General features: G+C 60.2%; 21 protein-coding genes and 1 pseudogene. 17 read left to right on the top strand and 5 right to left on the bottom strand.

Annotated features, from left to right (window positions below; all coding sequences use genetic code 11):
* The first annotated feature begins 34 nt into the window (after positions 1 to 34).
* Positions 35 to 853, top strand: coding sequence for an MBL fold metallo-hydrolase (locus tag FLO80_RS12505; RefSeq protein WP_111368591.1), 819 nt, complete (start codon positions 35 to 37; stop codon positions 851 to 853).
* Between the two features lie 62 nt (positions 854 to 915).
* Here the strand turns inward: FLO80_RS12505 and FLO80_RS12500 are convergent, their stop codons facing one another.
* Together FLO80_RS12500 and FLO80_RS12495 are read right to left on the bottom strand one after the other, a co-directional pair.
* Positions 916 to 1,758, bottom strand: coding sequence for a hypothetical protein (locus FLO80_RS12500; protein ID WP_111368590.1), 843 nt, complete (start codon positions 1,756 to 1,758; stop codon positions 916 to 918).
* A 236-nt stretch (positions 1,759 to 1,994) separates the two neighbouring features.
* Positions 1,995 to 2,648, bottom strand: coding sequence for a hypothetical protein (locus FLO80_RS12495; protein ID WP_074940749.1), 654 nt, complete (start codon positions 2,646 to 2,648; stop codon positions 1,995 to 1,997).
* A 473-nt stretch (positions 2,649 to 3,121) separates the two neighbouring features.
* Between FLO80_RS12495 and FLO80_RS12490 the strand changes: the two genes are divergently transcribed.
* Together FLO80_RS12490 and FLO80_RS12485 are read left to right on the top strand one after the other, a co-directional pair.
* On the top strand, positions 3,122 to 3,364 hold the full coding sequence (locus tag FLO80_RS12490) for a type II toxin-antitoxin system ParD family antitoxin (RefSeq protein ID WP_008336111.1): 243 nt from the start codon (positions 3,122 to 3,124) through the stop codon (positions 3,362 to 3,364).
* A gap of 5 nt (positions 3,365 to 3,369) precedes the next feature.
* A complete protein-coding gene (locus FLO80_RS12485) occupies positions 3,370 to 3,690 on the top strand; it encodes a type II toxin-antitoxin system RelE/ParE family toxin (RefSeq protein WP_017468227.1) in 321 nt (106 codons plus the stop codon).
* A gap of 14 nt (positions 3,691 to 3,704) precedes the next feature.
* Here the strand turns inward: FLO80_RS12485 and FLO80_RS12480 are convergent, their stop codons facing one another.
* On the bottom strand, positions 3,705 to 3,932 hold the full coding sequence (locus FLO80_RS12480) for a hypothetical protein (RefSeq protein WP_047998281.1): 228 nt from the start codon (positions 3,930 to 3,932) through the stop codon (positions 3,705 to 3,707).
* Between the two features lie 245 nt (positions 3,933 to 4,177).
* On the opposite strand from FLO80_RS12480, the gene FLO80_RS12475 reads away from it, so the two are divergent.
* The 14 genes from FLO80_RS12475 to FLO80_RS12410 are packed head-to-tail and all read left to right on the top strand — an operon-like array spanning position 4,178 to position 15,449.
* Positions 4,178 to 4,504: a hypothetical protein gene (locus FLO80_RS12475; RefSeq protein ID WP_111368589.1), complete on the top strand. Its 327-nt coding sequence runs from the start codon at positions 4,178 to 4,180 to the stop codon at positions 4,502 to 4,504.
* Positions 4,461 to 5,144, top strand: coding sequence for a lytic transglycosylase domain-containing protein (locus FLO80_RS12470; protein ID WP_111368588.1), 684 nt, complete (start codon positions 4,461 to 4,463; stop codon positions 5,142 to 5,144). Before FLO80_RS12475 ends, FLO80_RS12470 begins: the two co-directional genes overlap by 44 nt.
* Complete coding sequence (locus tag FLO80_RS12465; protein ID WP_054540759.1) at positions 5,141 to 5,431, top strand: TrbC/VirB2 family protein; 291 nt, start codon at positions 5,141 to 5,143, stop codon at positions 5,429 to 5,431. The genes FLO80_RS12470 and FLO80_RS12465 overlap by 4 nt, the downstream gene beginning before the upstream one ends.
* Before the next feature lie 9 nt (positions 5,432 to 5,440).
* Positions 5,441 to 5,719: a VirB3 family type IV secretion system protein gene (locus FLO80_RS12460; RefSeq protein ID WP_009574151.1), complete on the top strand. Its 279-nt coding sequence runs from the start codon at positions 5,441 to 5,443 to the stop codon at positions 5,717 to 5,719.
* A complete protein-coding gene (locus FLO80_RS12455) occupies positions 5,709 to 8,093 on the top strand; it encodes a VirB4 family type IV secretion/conjugal transfer ATPase (protein ID WP_111368587.1) in 2,385 nt (794 codons plus the stop codon). Before FLO80_RS12460 ends, FLO80_RS12455 begins: the two co-directional genes overlap by 11 nt.
* Positions 8,090 to 8,305, top strand: coding sequence for a hypothetical protein (locus FLO80_RS12450; RefSeq protein ID WP_111368586.1), 216 nt, complete (start codon positions 8,090 to 8,092; stop codon positions 8,303 to 8,305). Before FLO80_RS12455 ends, FLO80_RS12450 begins: the two co-directional genes overlap by 4 nt.
* A gap of 4 nt (positions 8,306 to 8,309) precedes the next feature.
* Positions 8,310 to 9,476, top strand: coding sequence for a lytic transglycosylase domain-containing protein (locus FLO80_RS12445; RefSeq protein WP_111368585.1), 1,167 nt, complete (start codon positions 8,310 to 8,312; stop codon positions 9,474 to 9,476).
* Entirely contained in the window at positions 9,473 to 10,270 is a 798-nt protein-coding gene (locus FLO80_RS12440; RefSeq protein ID WP_111368584.1) for a type IV secretion system protein, read from the top strand. Before FLO80_RS12445 ends, FLO80_RS12440 begins: the two co-directional genes overlap by 4 nt.
* 14 nt (positions 10,271 to 10,284) lie before the next feature.
* Positions 10,285 to 10,932, top strand: coding sequence for a VirB8 family type IV secretion system protein (locus FLO80_RS12435; RefSeq protein ID WP_072704058.1), 648 nt, complete (start codon positions 10,285 to 10,287; stop codon positions 10,930 to 10,932).
* A complete protein-coding gene (locus FLO80_RS12430) occupies positions 10,929 to 11,630 on the top strand; it encodes a TrbG/VirB9 family P-type conjugative transfer protein (RefSeq protein ID WP_149187078.1) in 702 nt (233 codons plus the stop codon). Before FLO80_RS12435 ends, FLO80_RS12430 begins: the two co-directional genes overlap by 4 nt.
* A complete protein-coding gene (locus FLO80_RS12425; protein ID WP_111368582.1) occupies positions 11,627 to 12,952 on the top strand; it encodes a TraB/TrbI/VirB10 family type IV secretion system protein in 1,326 nt (441 codons plus the stop codon). The genes FLO80_RS12430 and FLO80_RS12425 overlap by 4 nt, the downstream gene beginning before the upstream one ends.
* Position 12,953: 1 nt before the next feature.
* The gene (locus tag FLO80_RS12420) at positions 12,954 to 13,988 is read left to right on the top strand and encodes an ATPase, T2SS/T4P/T4SS family (RefSeq protein ID WP_111368581.1); all 1,035 of its coding nucleotides are present in this window, start codon (positions 12,954 to 12,956) and stop codon (positions 13,986 to 13,988) included.
* 16 nt (positions 13,989 to 14,004) lie between these two features.
* Positions 14,005 to 14,424 carry a hypothetical protein gene (locus FLO80_RS12415; RefSeq protein ID WP_054540766.1) on the top strand — a complete coding sequence of 140 codons (420 nt, stop codon included), beginning with the start codon at positions 14,005 to 14,007 and terminating at the stop codon, positions 14,422 to 14,424.
* Entirely contained in the window at positions 14,424 to 15,449 is a 1,026-nt protein-coding gene (locus FLO80_RS12410; protein ID WP_111368580.1) for a TrbL/VirB6 family protein, read from the top strand. The genes FLO80_RS12415 and FLO80_RS12410 overlap by 1 nt, the downstream gene beginning before the upstream one ends.
* 112 nt (positions 15,450 to 15,561) lie before the next feature.
* Here the strand turns inward: FLO80_RS12410 and FLO80_RS12405 are convergent, their stop codons facing one another.
* The gene (locus FLO80_RS12405) at positions 15,562 to 17,022 is read right to left on the bottom strand and encodes a DUF1963 domain-containing protein (protein WP_146611071.1); all 1,461 of its coding nucleotides are present in this window, start codon (positions 17,020 to 17,022) and stop codon (positions 15,562 to 15,564) included.
* Positions 17,023 to 17,255: 233 nt separating this feature from the next.
* Positions 17,256 to 18,782: pseudogene (locus FLO80_RS12400) on the bottom strand (type IV secretory system conjugative DNA transfer family protein); the annotation flags it as partial.
* Positions 18,783 to 18,928: the final 146 nt, after the last annotated feature.

Genomic DNA, 18,928 nt, shown 5'->3' with positions numbered 1-18,928 from the left:
CAGAAAGTGGTCGTATTCAATGACAAAACGCAGCATGTTTCACACAGAGCCGGAACCGTGTCGCGCGCGTGCAGAACAGGTGGCCGAGGGAATCCTGAGGATCGTTGCGAGCAATCCCGGGAAGATGACCTATCACGGGACGAACAGCTACATCATTGATACACCTGACGGTCGGTTCATTCTCGATCCGGGTCCAGCAGAAGACAGTGCACATTTCGAAGCAATTGTCGAGAATCTGGGAGGCAACCCGGCCGGAATTCTAGTGTCACACCACCATTCCGATCATTTCGGTGCCGTGCCGGGATTGCGCGAACGGACAGGTCTGCCCGTTTATGTTTCGCGTGCCTTTCCAGACGATGCATTTCAACCCGACGGGTTTTTGGAAGACGGGCAAAGGATTGCCGGTCTTACTGTCCTTCACACACCCGGTCACGCGAGCGATCACCTCTGCTTTGCGAGGCTGGATGGAGTGTTATTCACGGGCGACCACGTGATGAGTTGGAACAGTTCGATCGTCAGCCCCCCTGACGGCAACATGCGTGATTACTGCGACCAGCTTCAACGGCTTATTGATCGCGACGATAGGATCTGCCTGCCGGGTCACGGGCCCGTACTCCAGGATCCGCGCCCTTACATCGAACGGTTACTTGCCAACCGGATGCGCCGCGAGACCCAGATCCTCAAGCATCTCCTAAATACTTCCGATACAGTCCAGAATATCGCCGCTTCAGTCTACAAGAAATCTGACCCGCATATTGTAATGGCCGCCGAAAGGAATGTTGTGGCTCATTTACAGAAACTTCTTTCTGAATCGCGAGTGGCTCAGGAAGAAGGGATCTGGAGGGTAAATTAACATAAACTTAACTATCGGATCTTTACGTTCACACGCAGGGTTTTCCCGGCCCCAAAGCGAGCCTACCTCGAAATCTCGCCTGCCAACACCGCTCGTCCGTGCACCGCTAAGGTTGCTGAGAACCTCTGACACCCAAACTTGCGGATTACATCCAGTACTCGCGCTTCGTAGGCAGCGTGACCGATCAAACGACACAGGTCGGACGCGTGGAACTGGCGGTTCGCAGTCGGGGCGGCTTGCATCTGTCTCAGCAATTCGCGCTCTTTGGGGTCTGCTACCCGTTTCTGCGATGGTTTCACCTCGGGACGAGGCGGAGTCCCTGGCGAATTCCGCCATCGTCGCATAAAGCCAAGCAGGAAGCCGGCCGGCACCTTTCCGTTGCCTCGGGACCGGTTGAAGGCGAGGAAGCGATCCCAGATGACCTGGGTGTCGATGTTCCAGCAGGGCAACGTGGCCTTCGCTGCTTTGATGAGCTCTGCCCAACTGGTCTGAAAAACGTTCGAACTCTCGGTGATTTCGATCAGCCCTGAGAAGATAGTTTTGTTATTATTATCTCTAGATAGTGATGTGTCGCCTTCACCTGACACGAGATCATGGGTTTCACTCTCCTCGTCGAAGGCGGAAAACCGAAAGATCCAGGGCGCGAACTTGCCATTCGGCTTCGCCCGCTCGAGCTGCAACTCCGACGTCTCAAGTTCGCTCAAAAGAACCGAAAGATATTGTCGTGAGACACCCATCTTCTCCGCCAGGGCAGAGAGGGTGAAGGCTGCCGTTCCGCGCGGCAAACCGTTGTAGCCATCCTTCCAGGCGATGGCATCGAGGATGAGAGTAGCAAGCTTGTGCGCAGCAACAGAGAGATTTGTCTGCGTGATCCGTCGCAGGATCAGGCCGGTCGTAGGTTCCATGGTCGAGGTCTCCTTGGAGATCCGACGCCATGTCGTGAGACAACAACATTCTTGCCAGCAAAACAACTTTGCTGGTTGCAGGTGTTTTGGCGGTGCGCTAGGAAACTCTTGTTCACGGAGTTTTCTAGCACGGCGTCAGGCTTCACGGTCTGGCGTCGTCTCCTTTTTGGGGGCTTTGCACAGCCTTTCGTGCGGGGTTGTGATGACGCGCGCGGCAAGACCGCGTGCAGATTTTGTCAGTAGCGAACTTCTTCAGAACCATAGTTCCCGGCGTGATCACGCCAGTCGACGAAGACGGAGCGGTAGAAGTAGCTGCCGCATCCATTCGGGATGCTCAGGCCAGATGCAGCCGGCACTTGGCCCACGTTGGATCTTGTCCATCGGTAGTCGCCCTGCACTCCGTAGGACCCCAATCGCGTGGAATCGGTGCGATTGCAGTCGCCATCTCGGTTTTCATGCTGGCGGTACTGAATGTGATAGACGCGAATGCTGCGCACGAAATCAAAGGCGTCGCCTGAGATGTCGATGTCGGCTTGTTCATCCGCCTGGACGCGAACAAGGGGTATCGGAGTCGATACCTGCGGTTCGGGCGGATCGCGAAACGTGATGTCATAAAGGCGTTCCATAGGCGACAACGGACTTGGTTCGTTGAACGACACACCCATCGGACACCGCCAGATTTGTAGGGGCGGCTCGATCGGCCATGGCGTGATCCGCCGAATGAAGACCGCTCTGGCATGGGCGCAGGGCGCGGAGGCAGGCCAGCCGCCCGCAAGGCAGAGGAGGATCGCACAGTCCACTTGATAGGCCTGAGCCGGACCTGACGAGGCCATTAGTCCGGATATGCTTATTGCCGTGGCTGTTGCCACGCCATGGATCACGTGCTTCATGATGCCGACTCCATCTATAATGGTGCAGCGATACGAAACAACATTACCGATAGCAAGGCCATTTGATTGATGGCTACTTGCGATTGTTCGCTTGTGTCGCGTGACGGCTTCCAAGATCTGATGACGGTTTGAGCTCTTGAGGCGTCCTGGAAGCGGCCAAAATTGCGGCCTCCTTTCACGTCCATTGCCAAACAAACAACTGTTACAAAAAGAAAATATGGCGTTCCAATACGGCCACGAAACCGGTCACGGAAGAACAGACCGCATGAGCCCGTCAAACGGCGTGTCGCAGCGCCCATGGTCCCGGGAAGGGCAGTGTCGGAAAACTGTCGAGCCCGGTTCTCCGGCTGGAATCCGGGAACGGAAGGGCGGGTGGAGCAACGATCCTGTGTTGTGGCCTATGTTGGGATCGAACATGCGCTTGAAGATTTATGGCAGTATCTGATACGATTGAGCATGGATAGGAGAGTCTGATGCCAAACGTCCACCTGACCGAACCGATGCAGAAATATGTGCAGGCGCAGATCGAGTCCGGCGCCTACGCCAATCTGAGCGAAGTCGTGCGCGCCGGCGTAAGGATGCTGATGGAGAAGGATGGCGCGCGGCAGTTCTATGCCCTCAAGGCCGATCTCGAGATGGCAGCCACCCTGGCCGAGAATGGGGATTTCGCCGAGTTCGATGCCCAAGCCTTCGAACCGGATGCGTTTGATCGCTGACCCGAATGACGATTCGGCTTTCCGGACAGGCCAAGTCCGACCTTGAAGAGATACGCACCTACACCGTCGAAACATGGGGCAGGGACCAATGGCTCGTCTATTACCGCCAGTTGGTCACCGCCTTCGAGCGGATCACTGGGGATCCCGACGCGGGCCGGGACAGGAGTCTCTTTGTCCCGGGGATGCGGTCCGTCAATTGCCAGCGACACGTGATCTTCTACAAGCGGCTCGATGCGGCGGATGGCGCGGCAGTCATCCTGCGCATCGTGCATCAGCGCCGCAACATGCCCGCACTCGTCTACTACGAGGATCTCGACGGCGGTTAAGCCCATGCGGTTGCTCAGTCCAATAGCTCGATCAGTCTTCCATAGTCTTCACTGACCTCGCGCGCCTCCTGAAACGCCCGTTGGCGCTCGGCATCAAGACAGCGGAAGTATTCCTGAATGTCGGCAATGTAGCCCTCGAAATCAGAACGCAGCAGATCGGCATAGGCACGAATGTCTTCTCGCGACTGAGGCAAGAACGGTCGTTCGGGAGGTACGCAATCTGCTGCCGCGGCTATCGGCATGCTTCCAAGCAGGAACGCGAACAGCAACGGTGCGTTGCGCGCAATAAACAACCGCAGGGCAAAACTCCTTTGCCGCCTTTAAGATTATCATTCTGTCGGCTATCACCGTTATCGGAGCAAGGCGAACTTCGTCAACACGTTATTATTGTCTTGCTATCATTAATGTTGTTTTGTATCGCTCACGGTGTTGCGACCCCGTGGGCCTGATACTGCACCCAGGCAGAACAAGGACCCAAGGGAAGGCCATGATAGAAGAAGCCCCGAATGTGGTTACAGAAGACGGACTGCGCGGCTTGCTCGCCGAGGGCTACCTCATTGAGGTGGTCTGCAAGGAGAGAGCAGAGAAGCGCCATAACAGCTGGTACGGCTCGTGGGTCATCCGCGCCGTCGCCACTGATGGGCGTGACGATAAGATGCTCGTCACCAGCCGAAGCGTCCTCAAGCTCCGCGACTTCAAAACCATCGTTGGCCTTGTCAGTTTCCTGGCCGACATGGGCTGTACGACCGCTAACATTCCACTTGAAGAAGGTGGCCGCGAGCGCCACGCCGCGCCTCCGGTCAAAGGCAGCTGACCGCGCGACTGCGCTCGTCGTTGCTTTGGGTACAGGCGTTTGTTCCGCGCCCCCGGCCCTGGCCGACGGTTTCATCTTTTCGGTTGGCCCAGACGGCCAATTGATTTCCTCTTCTCAAGAGGCAAACGGGCGCCTTTTTCTCTTCGCAGAACCTCGCGGTCCTGACGCAACGAGCGAGACAGCGATCCCGGCTCGATCCGCCGCCCGCGCCACCCCAGAAATCCTCCATGCGATCGAGACCACGGCTCTGCGGTATGCCGGGCATGGTGCGCTGCGTCGCGCAGGGCTTTCAGTCACTGATTGGGCGCTCCTTTACCGGGCCAATATCGAAGTCGAAAGCGCATACAATCCGGCTGCACGTAGCCCTGTCGGTGCCATAGGCCTTGGCCAGCTTATGCCGGATACCGCCCGCGACCTCGGCGTAGACCCACATGACATTGCGCAGAACCTCGACGGATCAGCCCGCTACTTGCTGATGATGCTCGACCAGTTCGGCGAAGGCTCTCTGGCCCTTGCGGCCTACAACGCTGGCCCTGAGGCGGTCACACGCCACGGCGGCATCCCCCCTTTTCGAGAAACCCAAGGGCATGTGGCCCGTGTGACTGCCGTGTTTGAGCGGCTCAGAGGAGATCTTTCATGACATCGAGACCTTCGATCGTCGCGCTCGGCGCGATGGCCCTTATCGTGCTGGCGGGTCCAGCGCTTGCACAGAGCATCGACCTCTCGCCGGTACAGACCCTGCTTCAAGGAATTGTCGATGCGATCACCGGTCCCTTGGGGATCGTGATTGGCACGCTCGCACTGATCGGGGTGTTCCTTTCCTGGCTCTTTGGCATCCTCGACTTTCGTCAGGCGCTCTGGGTCGTGGTTGCAATCGCCGGCATCGCCGCAGCACCCACCATCGTCGCCGCCATCTGGACCACCTGAGCTCTATCCATGGCTGACCAGTCCCGCGTGTTCATCGGTCTTCTCAGGCCACCCAAGCTGATGGGCTTGCCGATCATGTACGCCATGGTCTGGCTCTTCGGCTCAACGCTTCTGTTCCTCTGGGTGCAGAGCTGGGTGGTGGCTGTGTTCGCGGGGCTGGCCTGGCCGGCGCTCTGGAAGGCCGCAGACTGGGATCCGAACTTCCTCGATGTCCTGGTGATCACCCTGCAGGAAACCCCGCCCACGACGAACCGCAAGCTGCACGGAGGCGACAGCTATGCCCCGTGATGGAATTGTCGATGAGGTTGAGAACGCCATCGATCCGCTGACCGCGCTACCCGCATGGGTCAAGGGCGAGAAGCGGCTCTCAATGATGCTGCCTTATGTGAGCCTCGTGAACGACCGAACGATCCGGACACGCGGCAACGAACTGATGCAGTGCATCCGCCTCGAAGGGGTGAACAGCACCACGAGCGAGGACGGGCATCTCGACCGGATCGGAGGGTTGCTGGCTGGCATCGTCGCGCAGGTCGGGACGGAGTTCTCCTTCTACCTGCACAAGGTGTCGAAAGCGGTCGATGTGACCCTGCCGCCCGTTCCGGGCGAAGGGTTTGCGGCTGCCGTCGACGAACGATGGCACGCGCATCTCGGCCGCGCGGGTTTGCGCGACAAGACGCTGACCCTGACGGTGCTGAAGCGACCGGAGACCGGCAGCCGCTTGCCGTACGGACTTGGGGCGTCTCGCTCGCGACATGCGGCCGACACAACCCGCCGCTTGCGCAAGCTCGACGAGGTTGTGGGGTTTCTGCTGTCCTCCTTCGATGAGCTGAAGCCCCGCCTGCTGGCCGCAAGCACCGGCGAGCTTCTGGGCTTCCTCGGTTCACTCAACACGGGCGAGGAGCACCCGCTCTTCCCCCGGTCGCGCCTCGGTGTGATCGCCGAGGACGTAGCCAATACGCGCGTCACCTTCCGCGGCACGACCATCGCACTCTCGGACGGTGCCGTCGGCGACAAGCTCGGGGCGATCTTTGCGGTGAAGAACTACCCGGCCAAGACCGATAGCCTGATGCTCGACGAGTTGAATCTGCCCGTCGACATGGTGGTCACGCACTCTTTTGTGCCGATCAACGCCAACATCATGGCGGGCCGGATCAAGCGGCAGCTGCGGCTAATGCAGGCCGCCAATGACGGAGCCGTCAGTCTCGCCCAGGAATTGGAACTCGCGCAGGACGATCTGGAATCCAAACGCCTGATCTTCGGCGAGCACCACATGACCGTGGCCGTCTATGCCCGCACGCAGACGGCGCTTGACGACATCGCGGCCGAGATCCGCAACATCTCCGCCACTTCCGGGATCAACCTGATCTCGGAGGCCTTCGGGGCGCGGGCGCATTTCATGGCGCAGCATCCCGGCAATACCGGGGCGCGAAGCCGCAAGGCAGCGATCACGAACCACAACTTCGCCGATCTCGCCGCCTTTCACCGCACCCCGCTCGGCAAGACTGGCAAGGAAGTGCCGTGGGGCGTGCCCATCACACTCTTCCCGACGCCCGAGCGCAGTGGTTTTCGCTTCAACTTCCACGAACAGGGCGCGCCGGATCGCGAGCCCACAGGTGGGCACACGCTGATCCTGGGCCGCCCCGGCTCCGGTAAATCCGTACTGGCGGCTTTCCTGATGACCATGGCACGGCGGGCAGGTGCGCGGGTCTTCGTCTTCGACTATCGCGCGGGCATGGAGATGGCCGTCCGTGCGCTCGGCGGCAGCTATTCGACGATACGTGCCGGACGGCCCACGGGCCTCAATCCGCTCCAGACCGAGATCGACATGCGGGGCCAAGCATGGCTTGCTGATTGGCTCGCGAGCCTCTTGGAGCGGCGCGATCGACCGCTAACTCCGATTCAGACCAACCGACTGCAGGAAGTCGTGCGCCAGAACGCGAGCGCAGGACATGCGGGCCTGCGAAACTGGTCGGATTTCGCCTCGCTGCTGGTCTCGACCGATGACGAGGGCGATCTCTTCGAGCGTATGCAGGAGTGGACGGCCGAGGGCCGCTATGGCTGGATCTTCGGGGCCAATGCCGAGGACAGCTTCAGCATTGACGGCGATGTCGCAGGCTTCGATCTGACCGGCATCCTCGACTCCGAGAGCGAGCGGGAACGCATGGCGGTCCTGTCCTATCTTTTCCGCCGGGTCGAGCGCGTGATCGAGGACCGCAAGCCCACGATCATCGTCATCGACGAGGCATGGAAGGCGCTCGACAACGCTTATTTCGCGGAACGGCTCTCGAACTGGCTGGTGACTGCCCGCAAGCAGAACGCCGTCGTCGTCATGATGACGCAATATGCCAGCCAGCTCGAACGCACCCGGACCGGCAAGACCATCGTCGAAGCCGTGCCGACGCAGGTGCTTTTGCCCAACATTCGCGCCTCGGCTGCAGATTACGCGATGCTCGGCCTGACCGAGAAAGAGCTCGACGTGCTTCTGGGCGTCGGCTCGGCCTCGCGGCTCGCACTTGTACGCGACGACCGTGGTTCCGTCGTGATCGACGCCGATCTCAGCGCGCTCGGCCCGCTCGTGACCATCCTTGGCGGAATGGAGAAGGGCGAAGCACTTGTCGGCGCCGATTATCGCGAACGTCCTGATTTCTGGAGAGTGACATGACCAGTACCATCATTCGCAGCGTCGTGCTGCTCGGGCTCGGCCTGACCCTGACAGCCTGTGCACAGCATAACCCCCCGCAAGCCAACTGCTTTAATTTTCGCGAGGCTCCTGCGCAGGCAGGAACCGCCACCGCCACGATCTCGACCATGGGGGCGGAAGTCACGCGCCGCGACACGGCCTGCGATTTCGTCCTCTTGGGTGCGGGCAGTTGAGCCAATGCGGACCTGGCTTCCTCTCTCGATGATCGGCTTTGCACTGGCAGTTCCCGCGGCGGGGCCGGCGGTCGCCCAGGGCGTGCCAACCTTCGATCTGCGCCTGTTCGCAGAGCGGCAGGCGATCCTCGAGCAGACCGATCGGGACCTGACACTGCAGCAGGACCGGCTAAGCCGCGAGGAGGAACTGGCCGAGATCGAGCGTCAGCAACTCGCCTCCCTCGAAGGGCTGATGGATGCCATGTCGCTTGGCGCTGGAGATGTGGCCGGCACCGTGGCGGGGCTCGAGGCGGGGCAGGGGGCGGTTGACGACGTCGAAAGCGCGGCCGCCAGTCTTTATGCACCCGAGGACACCAATCCAGCGGCGGCGCGGATGTTCGGCGATGCCCGGGAGGGGATCGAGGAGCTGATCATCCGCGCAGCACGCGACACCCATAGTCTGTCCGGGGTCGGCCGTGCGGGCCTTTCGCTCGTGCAATGGCGCTGCCTTTTGCAGGCGCTGATCTGGCAGGAAAGTCGTTTCCAGATTGGGGCACGCTCACCCGTGGGGGCCTTCGGACTTACCCAGATCATGCCCGGTACCGCGGGCGATCTCGGGATCTACCCGGCCTATTACGACGATCCCTATCTGCAGGTCACCGGCGGTGCGCGATACCTCGCACAAATGCTGAACATGTTCGACGGCAACATCATCCATGCGCTCGCCGCCTATAACGCCGGTCCGGGCAATGTGCAGGATTATGGCGGTGTGCCGCCCTTCGCGGAAACCCAGCACTATGTCGTGGTGATCCCGCAGCAGTACAACAGCTACCTCGCGGCCGTAGGCGGCATCGATGCGCTCGGCACCATCGACCCTGTGCTCCTCGCCAACGCGAGTTTCAGCCTCTCGGCCCACGGCGCAGGGGTCTATGGCGACTATTCGCTGGTCTCGGTCCGTGCCGCCGCCCTGCGGGTGCAGGACATCATCACCCGCATTGGTGAGACCGAGGATCTCCACGAGGCCATCGCGCTCAACACCTATGCCCGGGCCGAACTGGCCCGGCTGGTCGCAATCCGGACCCGGATCAAGGCCGCCCGAACCGAGCCACTCAGTGCCGAGCAGATCGCCTTGGCGGCGGCCCAGGCTGCCGAGCGGCAATTCATGGATTTCAGTCAGGAGGATTTGCGTTGAACCTGCGCCTGCCCCGTTCCCTTTTCGCCGGTAGCATCGCTCTCGCGCTTGCCCTCAATGTCACCGGACCTGCCGCGGCACAGGGTGTGCCCACGGTGGACACCCAGAACATTGCCCAGGAAATCCGCCAGCTTCAGCAGATGCTGCAGGATTTCGGGATCCAGACCGATCTTCTGGACAATGCGTTGGAGCAACTGGACATGCTGCAAAGCCAGCTCGATCAGCTGAACGAGATGTATGCCTCGCTCACCGGGCCGCGCAGCATCCTCGGGCTCGCCATGGGCGGGGACCTCGACACCTTGCTTCAAGCCAACTTCGAAGACATCCCCGGCCTGATCCGAGGCATCCAGGCGGGCGATTGGAGCGCTCTTATCGGGCCCAATGCTGGGCCCATGCGCACGCAGATGGAACAGGCGCTGGCAAGCGCCGGGTTCGACGAAGATTCACTCCGCGAAATCGCCACCAGTGGCAATCCGGGCGCTGAAGGCGTGGCCACGCGGGCAACCACAGGTGCTGTGATGTCGGCAGCGGCGCAGAACAGCCACGCAGAGGCGGAACAGTCTCTCGAACGGGTGGAGCGTCTGGTCGAGATGATCCCGGACATGGAAGATCTCAAAGCCTCAATGGATCATAACACACGCGTCACGGCGGAACTCGCCATCGCCATGACCCGGATGTGGGAGCTGGAAGCGATCCAAACCCTAGGCGCTGGCAATGCAGGCGTGGTTGACGCCGCCACCGTTGCCGAAGAGCGCCGCTACATGGACTTCACCTTGCCGGATCTTGAGCCGTGAGTGGGGTAGGAGTGATGACTGCGCGCGAGCTCGTGGAAGAGGAACTTGTCTACGGTGCTCTGCGCCGGGAACAGCTTTGGCGGATGATCGGCATTTCCGGGGCAGGCTTTGGCGTATTCGGCTGTTTGACGGCTGCGGCTGTCGCGCTGATGGTCGAGACGCCGCCTCCCGTGGTTGTGCCCTACGATCCCGCGACCGGGATGGCGCTCCCCAATGCCACGGTTGAAACCGTGTCGCTCGCCGAACGGCCTGCCGTGATCGAAGCGCAAATCTACCGCTACATTCTCGACCGCGAGACTTACAACCAGCTCGACAACGATCTTCGTGTCCGCCGTGTCCTGGCACAGTCTTCCGGGTCGGCCGAGGCCAGCATGCGCGCGATGTGGACATCGGGTCAGGAGAACTATCCGCCGACGCGATACGGGGCTGCGGCCGAGATGGCCGTTGAGATCGCCTCGATCACCCTTATTGGCGAAAACCGCGCCCAGGTCCGGCTCAGAAAGCGTCTGACAAGCCCGCAAGGGGTACAAGATGGATCGTTCACTGCCACGTTGATGTTCGAATTCCGGCCGGAGCGGACCCGCGCGATCGACGACGTCTGGCAAAACCCTTTCGGTTTCACCGTCACCCAATATGCCATCCGATCGGACCGTTCCGAATGACTCACACTGCAATCACTACGCTGTTGGCTGCCGGATTTCTCGCGCTCGCGGGAACGACTGCCTTGGCCGAGACCACGCCCCGCCCAGGCTCTCACGACAATCGCGTGCGCGTGGCGACCTGGACTGAAGGCCAGGTTTACCGTGTCGTCACAACCCTGACCCGCGTCACCACAGTCGAATTTGGTGAGGGCGAAACCATCCGCTCGATCATCGCCGGCGATACGGTCGGGTTTCAATTCGACGGTGTCCCGGGTGGCCGTGCCTTCGCTATCAAGCCGACAGCATCTGGCGTCGCCACCAACATCACCGTCTACACCAACCGCCGCTCCTACTATTTCCATGTCGTCGAAGCCCGGGAGACGCCGCATTATGTCGTGCAGTTTCGCTATCCTGAAAACCGCGTGCAACCCACCAGGGCGGTTGCGGCCGATGCGCCGAATGCAAACTATGCGGTCAGTGCCCGAGAAGAGTTCACGCCGACGGCCATCTGGGATGATGGTACCTTCACGTATTTCCGGTTTGCACGGAACGCGCCGGTGCCCGCCATCTTCCGATATTCGAACGGCAGGGAACGCGCGGTGAACAGCCAGGCACTGAGTGACGGCGTCATCCGCGTGTCTGGCGTCAACCGACAATGGGTCCTTCGCCTTGGCGAAGATGTGGTTTGCGTCCAGGACGCAGGGCAGGCCACATCATGACCGAAGGTACGGAAGACCTCGCCGCGCGCCTCGCGGCTCTCGAAGGTTCGACAGGCAAAGCGAAGGCAAACAAGCGGCCTGCACCGCTTGCCGCGATCCTTGGAGTCGTCGGCATCGCGGCAGCAGGTGGTCTGGCGTGGGCTGCCCTACAGCCGTCGGCAGAAGCACCAATGGCGACCGCCGCGCCGGAAGAGTTCCAGAGCAGCGGCCCCGGATTCGGAGATCTGGCGCCGATTTCTGCCCCGGAGCCCAGCCAAGCCCCGCCTGCGGACACAGGTCCGAGCGAGTCGGAACTCGCGCTGATAGAAAGTCTTGCGACATTGAGAGCGGAACTCGAGGACTTGCGCGCAAGACCCGCCGAGGCCGCGGACAGCGGGGCGGAGCAAGCTATTGCGGACCTGACGGCGCAAATTGCCACCTTACAGGAAGCTTCCGCCGAGGCTCAGCGTGCCCTCGAGCGGCAACTGACCGAGCGGGATCGCGAATTGGATCAGCTCCGCATGGACTTGGAACTTGCACGGCTTGCACCACCAGAGCCGACCTCATTGGGGCCAAGTGAAGAAGAATTGCGGCTGGCCGAACTGGAAAGGCGCCGCGCAGCCGAAGCCGAGGCCCGCGCAGAGCGTATCGCGTCTCCTATGATCGCCTTCTCCGGGATGGGCGCGGGTGCGGATAGGGAGAATACGCTGGAAGCCGCGCAACTGAATGCAGATGAAGCCTTTGTTCGTTCGGGCGCGCAACCTGCACAGGTGACACGTGCCGAAGTGATCGCGAACCCATCGAACACGGTTGTTCAGGGCACCATGATTCAGGCTGTGACAGAGACGGCCCTCGACAGCACACTGCCCGGCGCGATCCGCGCCATCGTCTCGGAAGACGTCCATTCTTTCGATGGAACGCGTATCCTGATCCCGCGCGGCGCGCGGCTGATCGGGCGCTACCGCTCCGATGTCGCACTCGCCCAATCGCGCGTCATGGTGGCATGGGACCGGATCATCTTGCCCGATAATCAGACCGTGCAGGTTAGCGCCTTCGGTGGAGACGAACTTGGCCGTACTGGCACCACCGGGTTTGTCGACACCCGTTTCGCGCAACGCTTCGGCTCCGCCGCGCTGATCTCCTTGATCGGCGCCCTGCCTGCGGCTGCAGCGGGTCAGATCGACAGCGAGGCGGCGGCCGATGTCGCGAGCGATGTCGGCACGGACCTGCGCGACAGCACCCAGAGCGTGATGCAGGACTATCTGGCGATCCGGCCAGTGATACATGTCGATCAGGGCACCCGGATCACGGTCATGGTTGATCGTGACCTCGAGATTTTCTGACATGGCTGCAAGTTATCTGGAAGCGTCGCTCGACCGTTTCGGCCCCAAAGTCCTGCGCGACGACACGATCGAAATCTGCATCAATCCTGACGGACAAGTCTGGGGAGAGTTTCAGGGCGATCACTTCATGCGTGCACTGGGCAGCCCGCTGACCCAGACCGAGATCAAGGACCTCGGCAATCAAATCGCCTCCGCCGCCTCGACCACACTCAGCACCAAGAAGCCCATCGTCTCGGTCTCGATCCTCTATCGCGACCGGCCAATCCGCGCGCAGGTGATCCAGCCGCCGGCAGTAGAAGGCGGGTTCTCCATATCGCTGCGATTCTTCTCCTCCCTGCCGCTCGAGGCGATCAAGCTCGGGTTTCTCTATGGCAAGGAGCGCAGCCTCGAAGGCCTGCGCCGCGAACGTAACGCCGCGCTGCGCGATGTGGTGACATCCGGCGACATCAACGCCGCCCTGCACTTCTGCGTCGAGAACAAGCTCAACATGATCGTCTCGGGCGGCACATCGACCGGCAAGACGGTCGCGGCGCGCAAGATCCTTTCGCTGATCTCGCCCGAAGAGCGGATCATCACCATCGAGGAGGCGGCCGAGCTGCGCCCCAAGCAGCCCAATGCCGTGACGTTGATCGCGGACCGGGACACGGATGCCCGCAGTGCCGATGTGCTCTTGGCCTCAACGCTTCGCATGCGACCTGACCGGATCGTCCTAGGCGAAGTCCGCGGGCGCGAAGCGATGACGTTTCTCGAGGCAATCAACACCGGCCACGGTGGATCGCTGACCACACTGCATGCCGAGACCCCACAACTTGCTGTTCGCCGCCTCGCCATCGCCGCCCTGAAAACCGATGTGCCGATGACCTATGCCGACATGATCGATTATATCGAGGGCTCGATCGACGTGATCATTCAGGCAGGCCGCCATGAAGGCGCGCGCGGAATCACCGAGTTCTTTCTCCCGGGTCAAACCACCGATTTGAATCTCGACATGGTCGACGGCAGAGGCAACAAGAGCCCCTCCGTTGCCGCTGAGTAAAAAAGGAACCCCCCAGATGCGAAAACTAATTCTCGCACTCATGCTTGCCGCCTTGGCGGGCCCTCTTGTGGCGCAGACTTCGCCGCAGGTCTCAAACGATCTCACAGTCAATATGTCGCCGCAACAATACCGGATCTGCAACGAACGTCCGGCGCGCCCGACCTGGATGGACGAAATCAATCCGCGTGAAGCTTACAAGGCAGCAGCTTTGATGGAGTTGTACGAAATTCGTGCCTGGGAGGAGATTGCAGAATCTGGCGACTGCAGCTGTGAAACCCGCTTTCCCGCTTGGGATAGCTCCGATGGCGAATATCATGAAAGGTATGCAGGCCTTAGCCAAGCCGAGCATTCAGCGTTTCGCCGCGACTGGATTGAAGTAAGGAAGCAACTCGAGCCGAGCGTGCGTACAATCTGCGAAGCTCAAGGCAACTGGTAATGGGCGTCGTCAGCTGGATGGTCGGAACGGCAGACGCGTTCCTTGTCGATGCGGCTGAGTCCCAGTTCGGGGCCGTGGCAAGCAATACCGGCACGATCGTCCTGCTGATGGTCACGCTTTCGCTAATCGGCGTCTGCATCAACATGGCATTCCAGTTCCGCAGCATGGATGGGGCCAGCTTCTTCTGGTACCTGATCAAGCTGACCCTTATCGGTCTGTTCGCCTTCAATTGGGCAAACTTCAATGCAGTAGCAAACGCAGTCATTGGAGGCTTGGACTACGTCGCTGGCGCACTGGTGTCTTCGGTTGGCGGCGGAGGAGCCGGAGCCACACACTTTGCCGGCGAATTCGACATCCTGATCGAAAAATTCAGCCAGTACCTGAATGCCATCGGCAGCAACCTGAACTGGATGACGGGCGCGATCCTAGGCGGAATCGGGCTTATTCTTTTGAGCTTCCTTGGCTTCATGACCGGCATCGTCCTCATATTCGCCAAGATGATGCTGACCCTCATGCTCGGCCTTGCTCCGATCATGATTGCATTGTCGCTCTTCGACGCGACCAAAGATTTCTTCCACAGATGGGTCTCGACGACAGTCAGCTATGCCTTCTACCCCATCGTAATCGCAGCAATGTTCTCTACCGTCGTCGGCATGGCGAATTCGCTGCTAGCCCAGCTCGGTGATCCGAACTCGGCAACCAACATCGGATCGCTGGTGCCGTTCTTCGTCATGGTGTTCCTGGCCAAGGGATTTGTGGCAGCAACACCCCTGATCGTGCGAGGGATATCGGGGAACCTGATGGTGGCGGCGACGCCTGCTGTTGCCGCTGGATCGATCGGGATCATGCGAGGGATCTTCAATACCGACGGCGTAAAGGGCAGGGCGCGGATCGGGGCGCTCCCGACAGGCGAAGCGATCGGGCGGGGTGCGGTGCAGGCACCTGCAGTCGTACGGACCGCTACAGTGACCGCCAGCGCGCAGCTAGTCAGGATGGCGGAACGGGCAAAACGGCTGAGAGGATAGACGTCGATGAGCTGACGTTCGCCAAGGCCTTCGGCAAAGCTCACAATGCGGACAAAGCGTGTTTTCGCTGCAGTTGTTCGAGTGTCCGGTTCTCTGAGTCAGAGCAAAATTTTCACGTGAACTCCCAAGTGGCTGTCGCGCTATCAAATTGACCAGCTTTCAGGTCGTGGGAGGTTATCCAAATTTGGATCACAGCGCCGTGGTTTGCAAAACTGAGTGGCGTTCCAAACGGGTCTCCAACTTGTAGTAAAAGCTCTTTGTCCTGATTTTCATAGGCGGCACTCTGCAACAGATAACCGAAGCCAAACATCTGTAACGGAATGATACCTGTTCCTGCCAAATTGTAGTTGTTTTTTGTCCGCTCGGGCAAAGTGGTTTCTCGAATAACGTATTCGTCCCAATTCGCGGGCGCAGGACGGCGTGGCTCAGGCCCAGTTCTTCTTGGCTTAAGCACTGCAAGCGCCTTTCGGGCGACTTCGGCCAGATCTTCGGCAGCGATTGCAGCGTATTCGGGTAGGGCCACCGGTTCCAGATGCACCATGGTCCCGTCATTGGCAGCCTGCTCAATATCCGCAATCAGAGCGCAAAAATTACGCCGCACGCGTGCAGGCACCTTACCACGACACATTTGCGAAATTTCCATGAAATGCCGCAATCTGAAGTCAAACGGATAGTCAGAATCCGGGTTCAAGAAGACTTGCAAGTAAAGGAGCCAAAATTGGTATTTATGATGCTCCCAATTTGCCCGCTCCCAGAGCTCATTGATCTCGTCGATGCCCGGTCGCCTCTGCGGCGGCATATTTTGTGGAACATTGTCGCGCAGCTTGTCGCGGATCAGGTCCAACAGGCCCATGTAGATTTCTTTCGACCAGTCAAAGAGCATCTCCCAGTCCAGATGTGCTTTCGCCAGTTTGGTATCCTGACGAAACCGCAAAGGGAGCTCAGACATCCATGGTGCCTCCACCCCCTCAGGGGGGGCATGTGGATCAGGCAGCGGTGTGAGGCGGCCCAACAAGGTTTCCAACTCATCCATCTGGCGCTGCGATAGTTCATCATCTTTCAGCCAACCATCTGGAAAAGAGGTAAAAGGCAGCACATCCACATTCTGACGCCGCAGCAGTTTCCCGTCCTCAGATACGCCTTCTTCGTGCACCAGTCCCGCAAGCGCGGTGTCGTTGTCCAAAAGATGTGCCAGGTTTTCAGGAGGCGCGCGTTCGGGAACACTTTCCAAAGGTTCTTGAGTATACAAAATGACAGGCTGAGGATCATCCATCCAATGCTCAAGACACAAAAAGATGAACAAGGTGCCCGTCTCGGGCATGTCCGGCAGCTCGGTTCCCGCTGGGCAGTTTTGCCGCAAAAGCGCCAGATCAACCTGCGCAAAAAAATGGTAGGGCGTGCCGTGCGGCATTGGCCAGCTTAGCCCCTCAGGCAAATTTGGCGCGCCGCCGATACGGTAGGCCGTGTTGAAGGGCTCTGCGCGATCAGGCAATGGTTTAAGAATTAGGCCAGTTCGGCTTACGGCTGGTCGGGCACCATCATCTAACATCGCGAAATTTCCTGTATGTTTCACCTCTACTTGGTCGTGGCCCAATATGGATTTTTTAAGACGGGAATTCGCTGCGTCTGTGACGAAGCGTGAATGAATCACCTCAGGAAGAGAAACTGACAGAAAAGGCTGCAAACCGTAGGTCTCGCCAGTCTACGTTCTCAGAACCGGGCATTCGTGCACATCGCAGCATCAAGCACTTTGGGCTCGGAGCCGTTATTCGCCGCGCCTTGCGCGAAGGTCCGCAGTTGAGAAACTCATCCATGCTCCGCAATTATCGTCCTAGTCGTTTGAACGGCGGATTCCAGCGCCGCCCGGTTAGCACCCCTGATCCCCAATCCCTCGACATCAAGTGACAGCTGACCCTGGCCACCACCTGTCGCAGCAGCCCGAGCCGCTCGGCTGCGGGCTTTCCCTGAACTCCCTGGATTAGTCGTCTTTGCGCTCGGCGCATTCGCGCCGACGTCCCGCGCGACATTTGCCGCCCGCATCTCTTGCAGTTCCTGCTTCAGCCTCTCCACCGTCTCGCGGGTCTCGGTCATCTGCCGATCCCGCCGCAGGCCGTCCTCGTCCGGATACGGGAAACTCCCCGATTGACCGGCGTGCAGAACCTTCAACACTGGGTCCTCGAAATACTTCACCCTTCTTGCCCGGATCGGCATCTGCGCGTCGATCACGAGGATGACCTCGTCGAGGTCCATGCGTCGGGCCTCATCCTCGGTCAGGAGCGGGGTATCTTCTGTCCTCTCCGAGACGCTGCGCCCTTCGAATGGGTTGCGTCCAACAGCGCGGGAGCGGGTCACCACCCGCTTGGTGGTCTTGCCGACAGCCTGGCTCAGCTCCTCGATGGTCTTCTGCTCGGACGGGGTGAGGTAGAGCTTCACGCCGGCGCCGCCCTGAAGCGACCTGCGGGTGTTCTCACCATAGATCTCGTCCAACGCGGGAATCGTCTGGGTCACGATGGCGAGATTGCCGCCGAAAGAGCGCAGCGTCTTAATGCTCTCGGCGACGATCGGCATTTTCCCGAGCCGGTCAAACTCGTCGAGCATGATCATCACGGGCCAAGGCTCGTCATCGCCGGGTTCCTGTGCTTGCAGCGAGGCAATCAGGTCCGAGAAGAAGAGGCGGATCAGCGGGGCAAGCGGTCGGATCATCTCTGACTCGACCACAAGATAGATCGCATGTGGGCGGCGGCGGATGTCCCGGAATGAGAAGTCAGAGGTCGCGGTGGCCGCGTCGATCGCGCGGTTGTCCCAAGTGTCGAGACCCGATGTCATCAGGAGGGAGAGGTAGGAAGTGAGGGTGTCGTTGTTGGTCGATGCCATACGCTCGAAGATCAGTTTGGCCGACTTGTTCTTCACCTCCTGCGAACGCTTCAGGTATTCCTTCTGCTTGTCGCCCCCCGAGGCTGTGATGCGATAGATCTCGCCGATGGTCGGCACGCCGCGCTCGAAGGCCAGCATACCGGCCGCCACGAAGAGGTCGATACCCCCGGCCAAAAGCCCGCTCAGCTTTTCGTTGTCGGTCTGCAGGAAGAGCTTCGCGGTGAGTTTTAGCTCCATCTGCTGCCGGTCAGGGTTGGTCATGGCCGCGATGCGCGCCAGCGGGTTGTAACGGTGGGTCGGTCGATCCCAGTCGGTCGGCGCGAAGCGGAAGACCTTGTCACCCATGCTGGCGCGGAAGCGCGAGGTCTCGCGGAAGTTCTCGCCTTTCACGTCGAGTACCACGGCAGAGCCTTTGTAGGTGAGCAGATTCGGGATCACAAATCCCACGCCCTTGCCGCGTGTCAATCGGCATCCAAAGCTGACCCCCTATCGGCATTCAAAATTGACCCCTTTGAGCTGAGCAGGCCCGGCGCTGCGTAGCCCTCACATAGCGCAGCGGCGGCGGGCCTGCGGGGGTCCGGGTTGGCGCTATGCGCGGTTCTTGA

Origin of the sequence: Aquicoccus porphyridii, from assembly GCF_008369105.1 — a bacterium.
In the GTDB taxonomy this organism is placed as follows: domain Bacteria; phylum Pseudomonadota; class Alphaproteobacteria; order Rhodobacterales; family Rhodobacteraceae; genus Aquicoccus; species Aquicoccus porphyridii.
The sequence above is the reverse complement of the archived record's forward strand: the minus strand, read 5'-3'. Positions and strand labels throughout refer to the sequence as shown.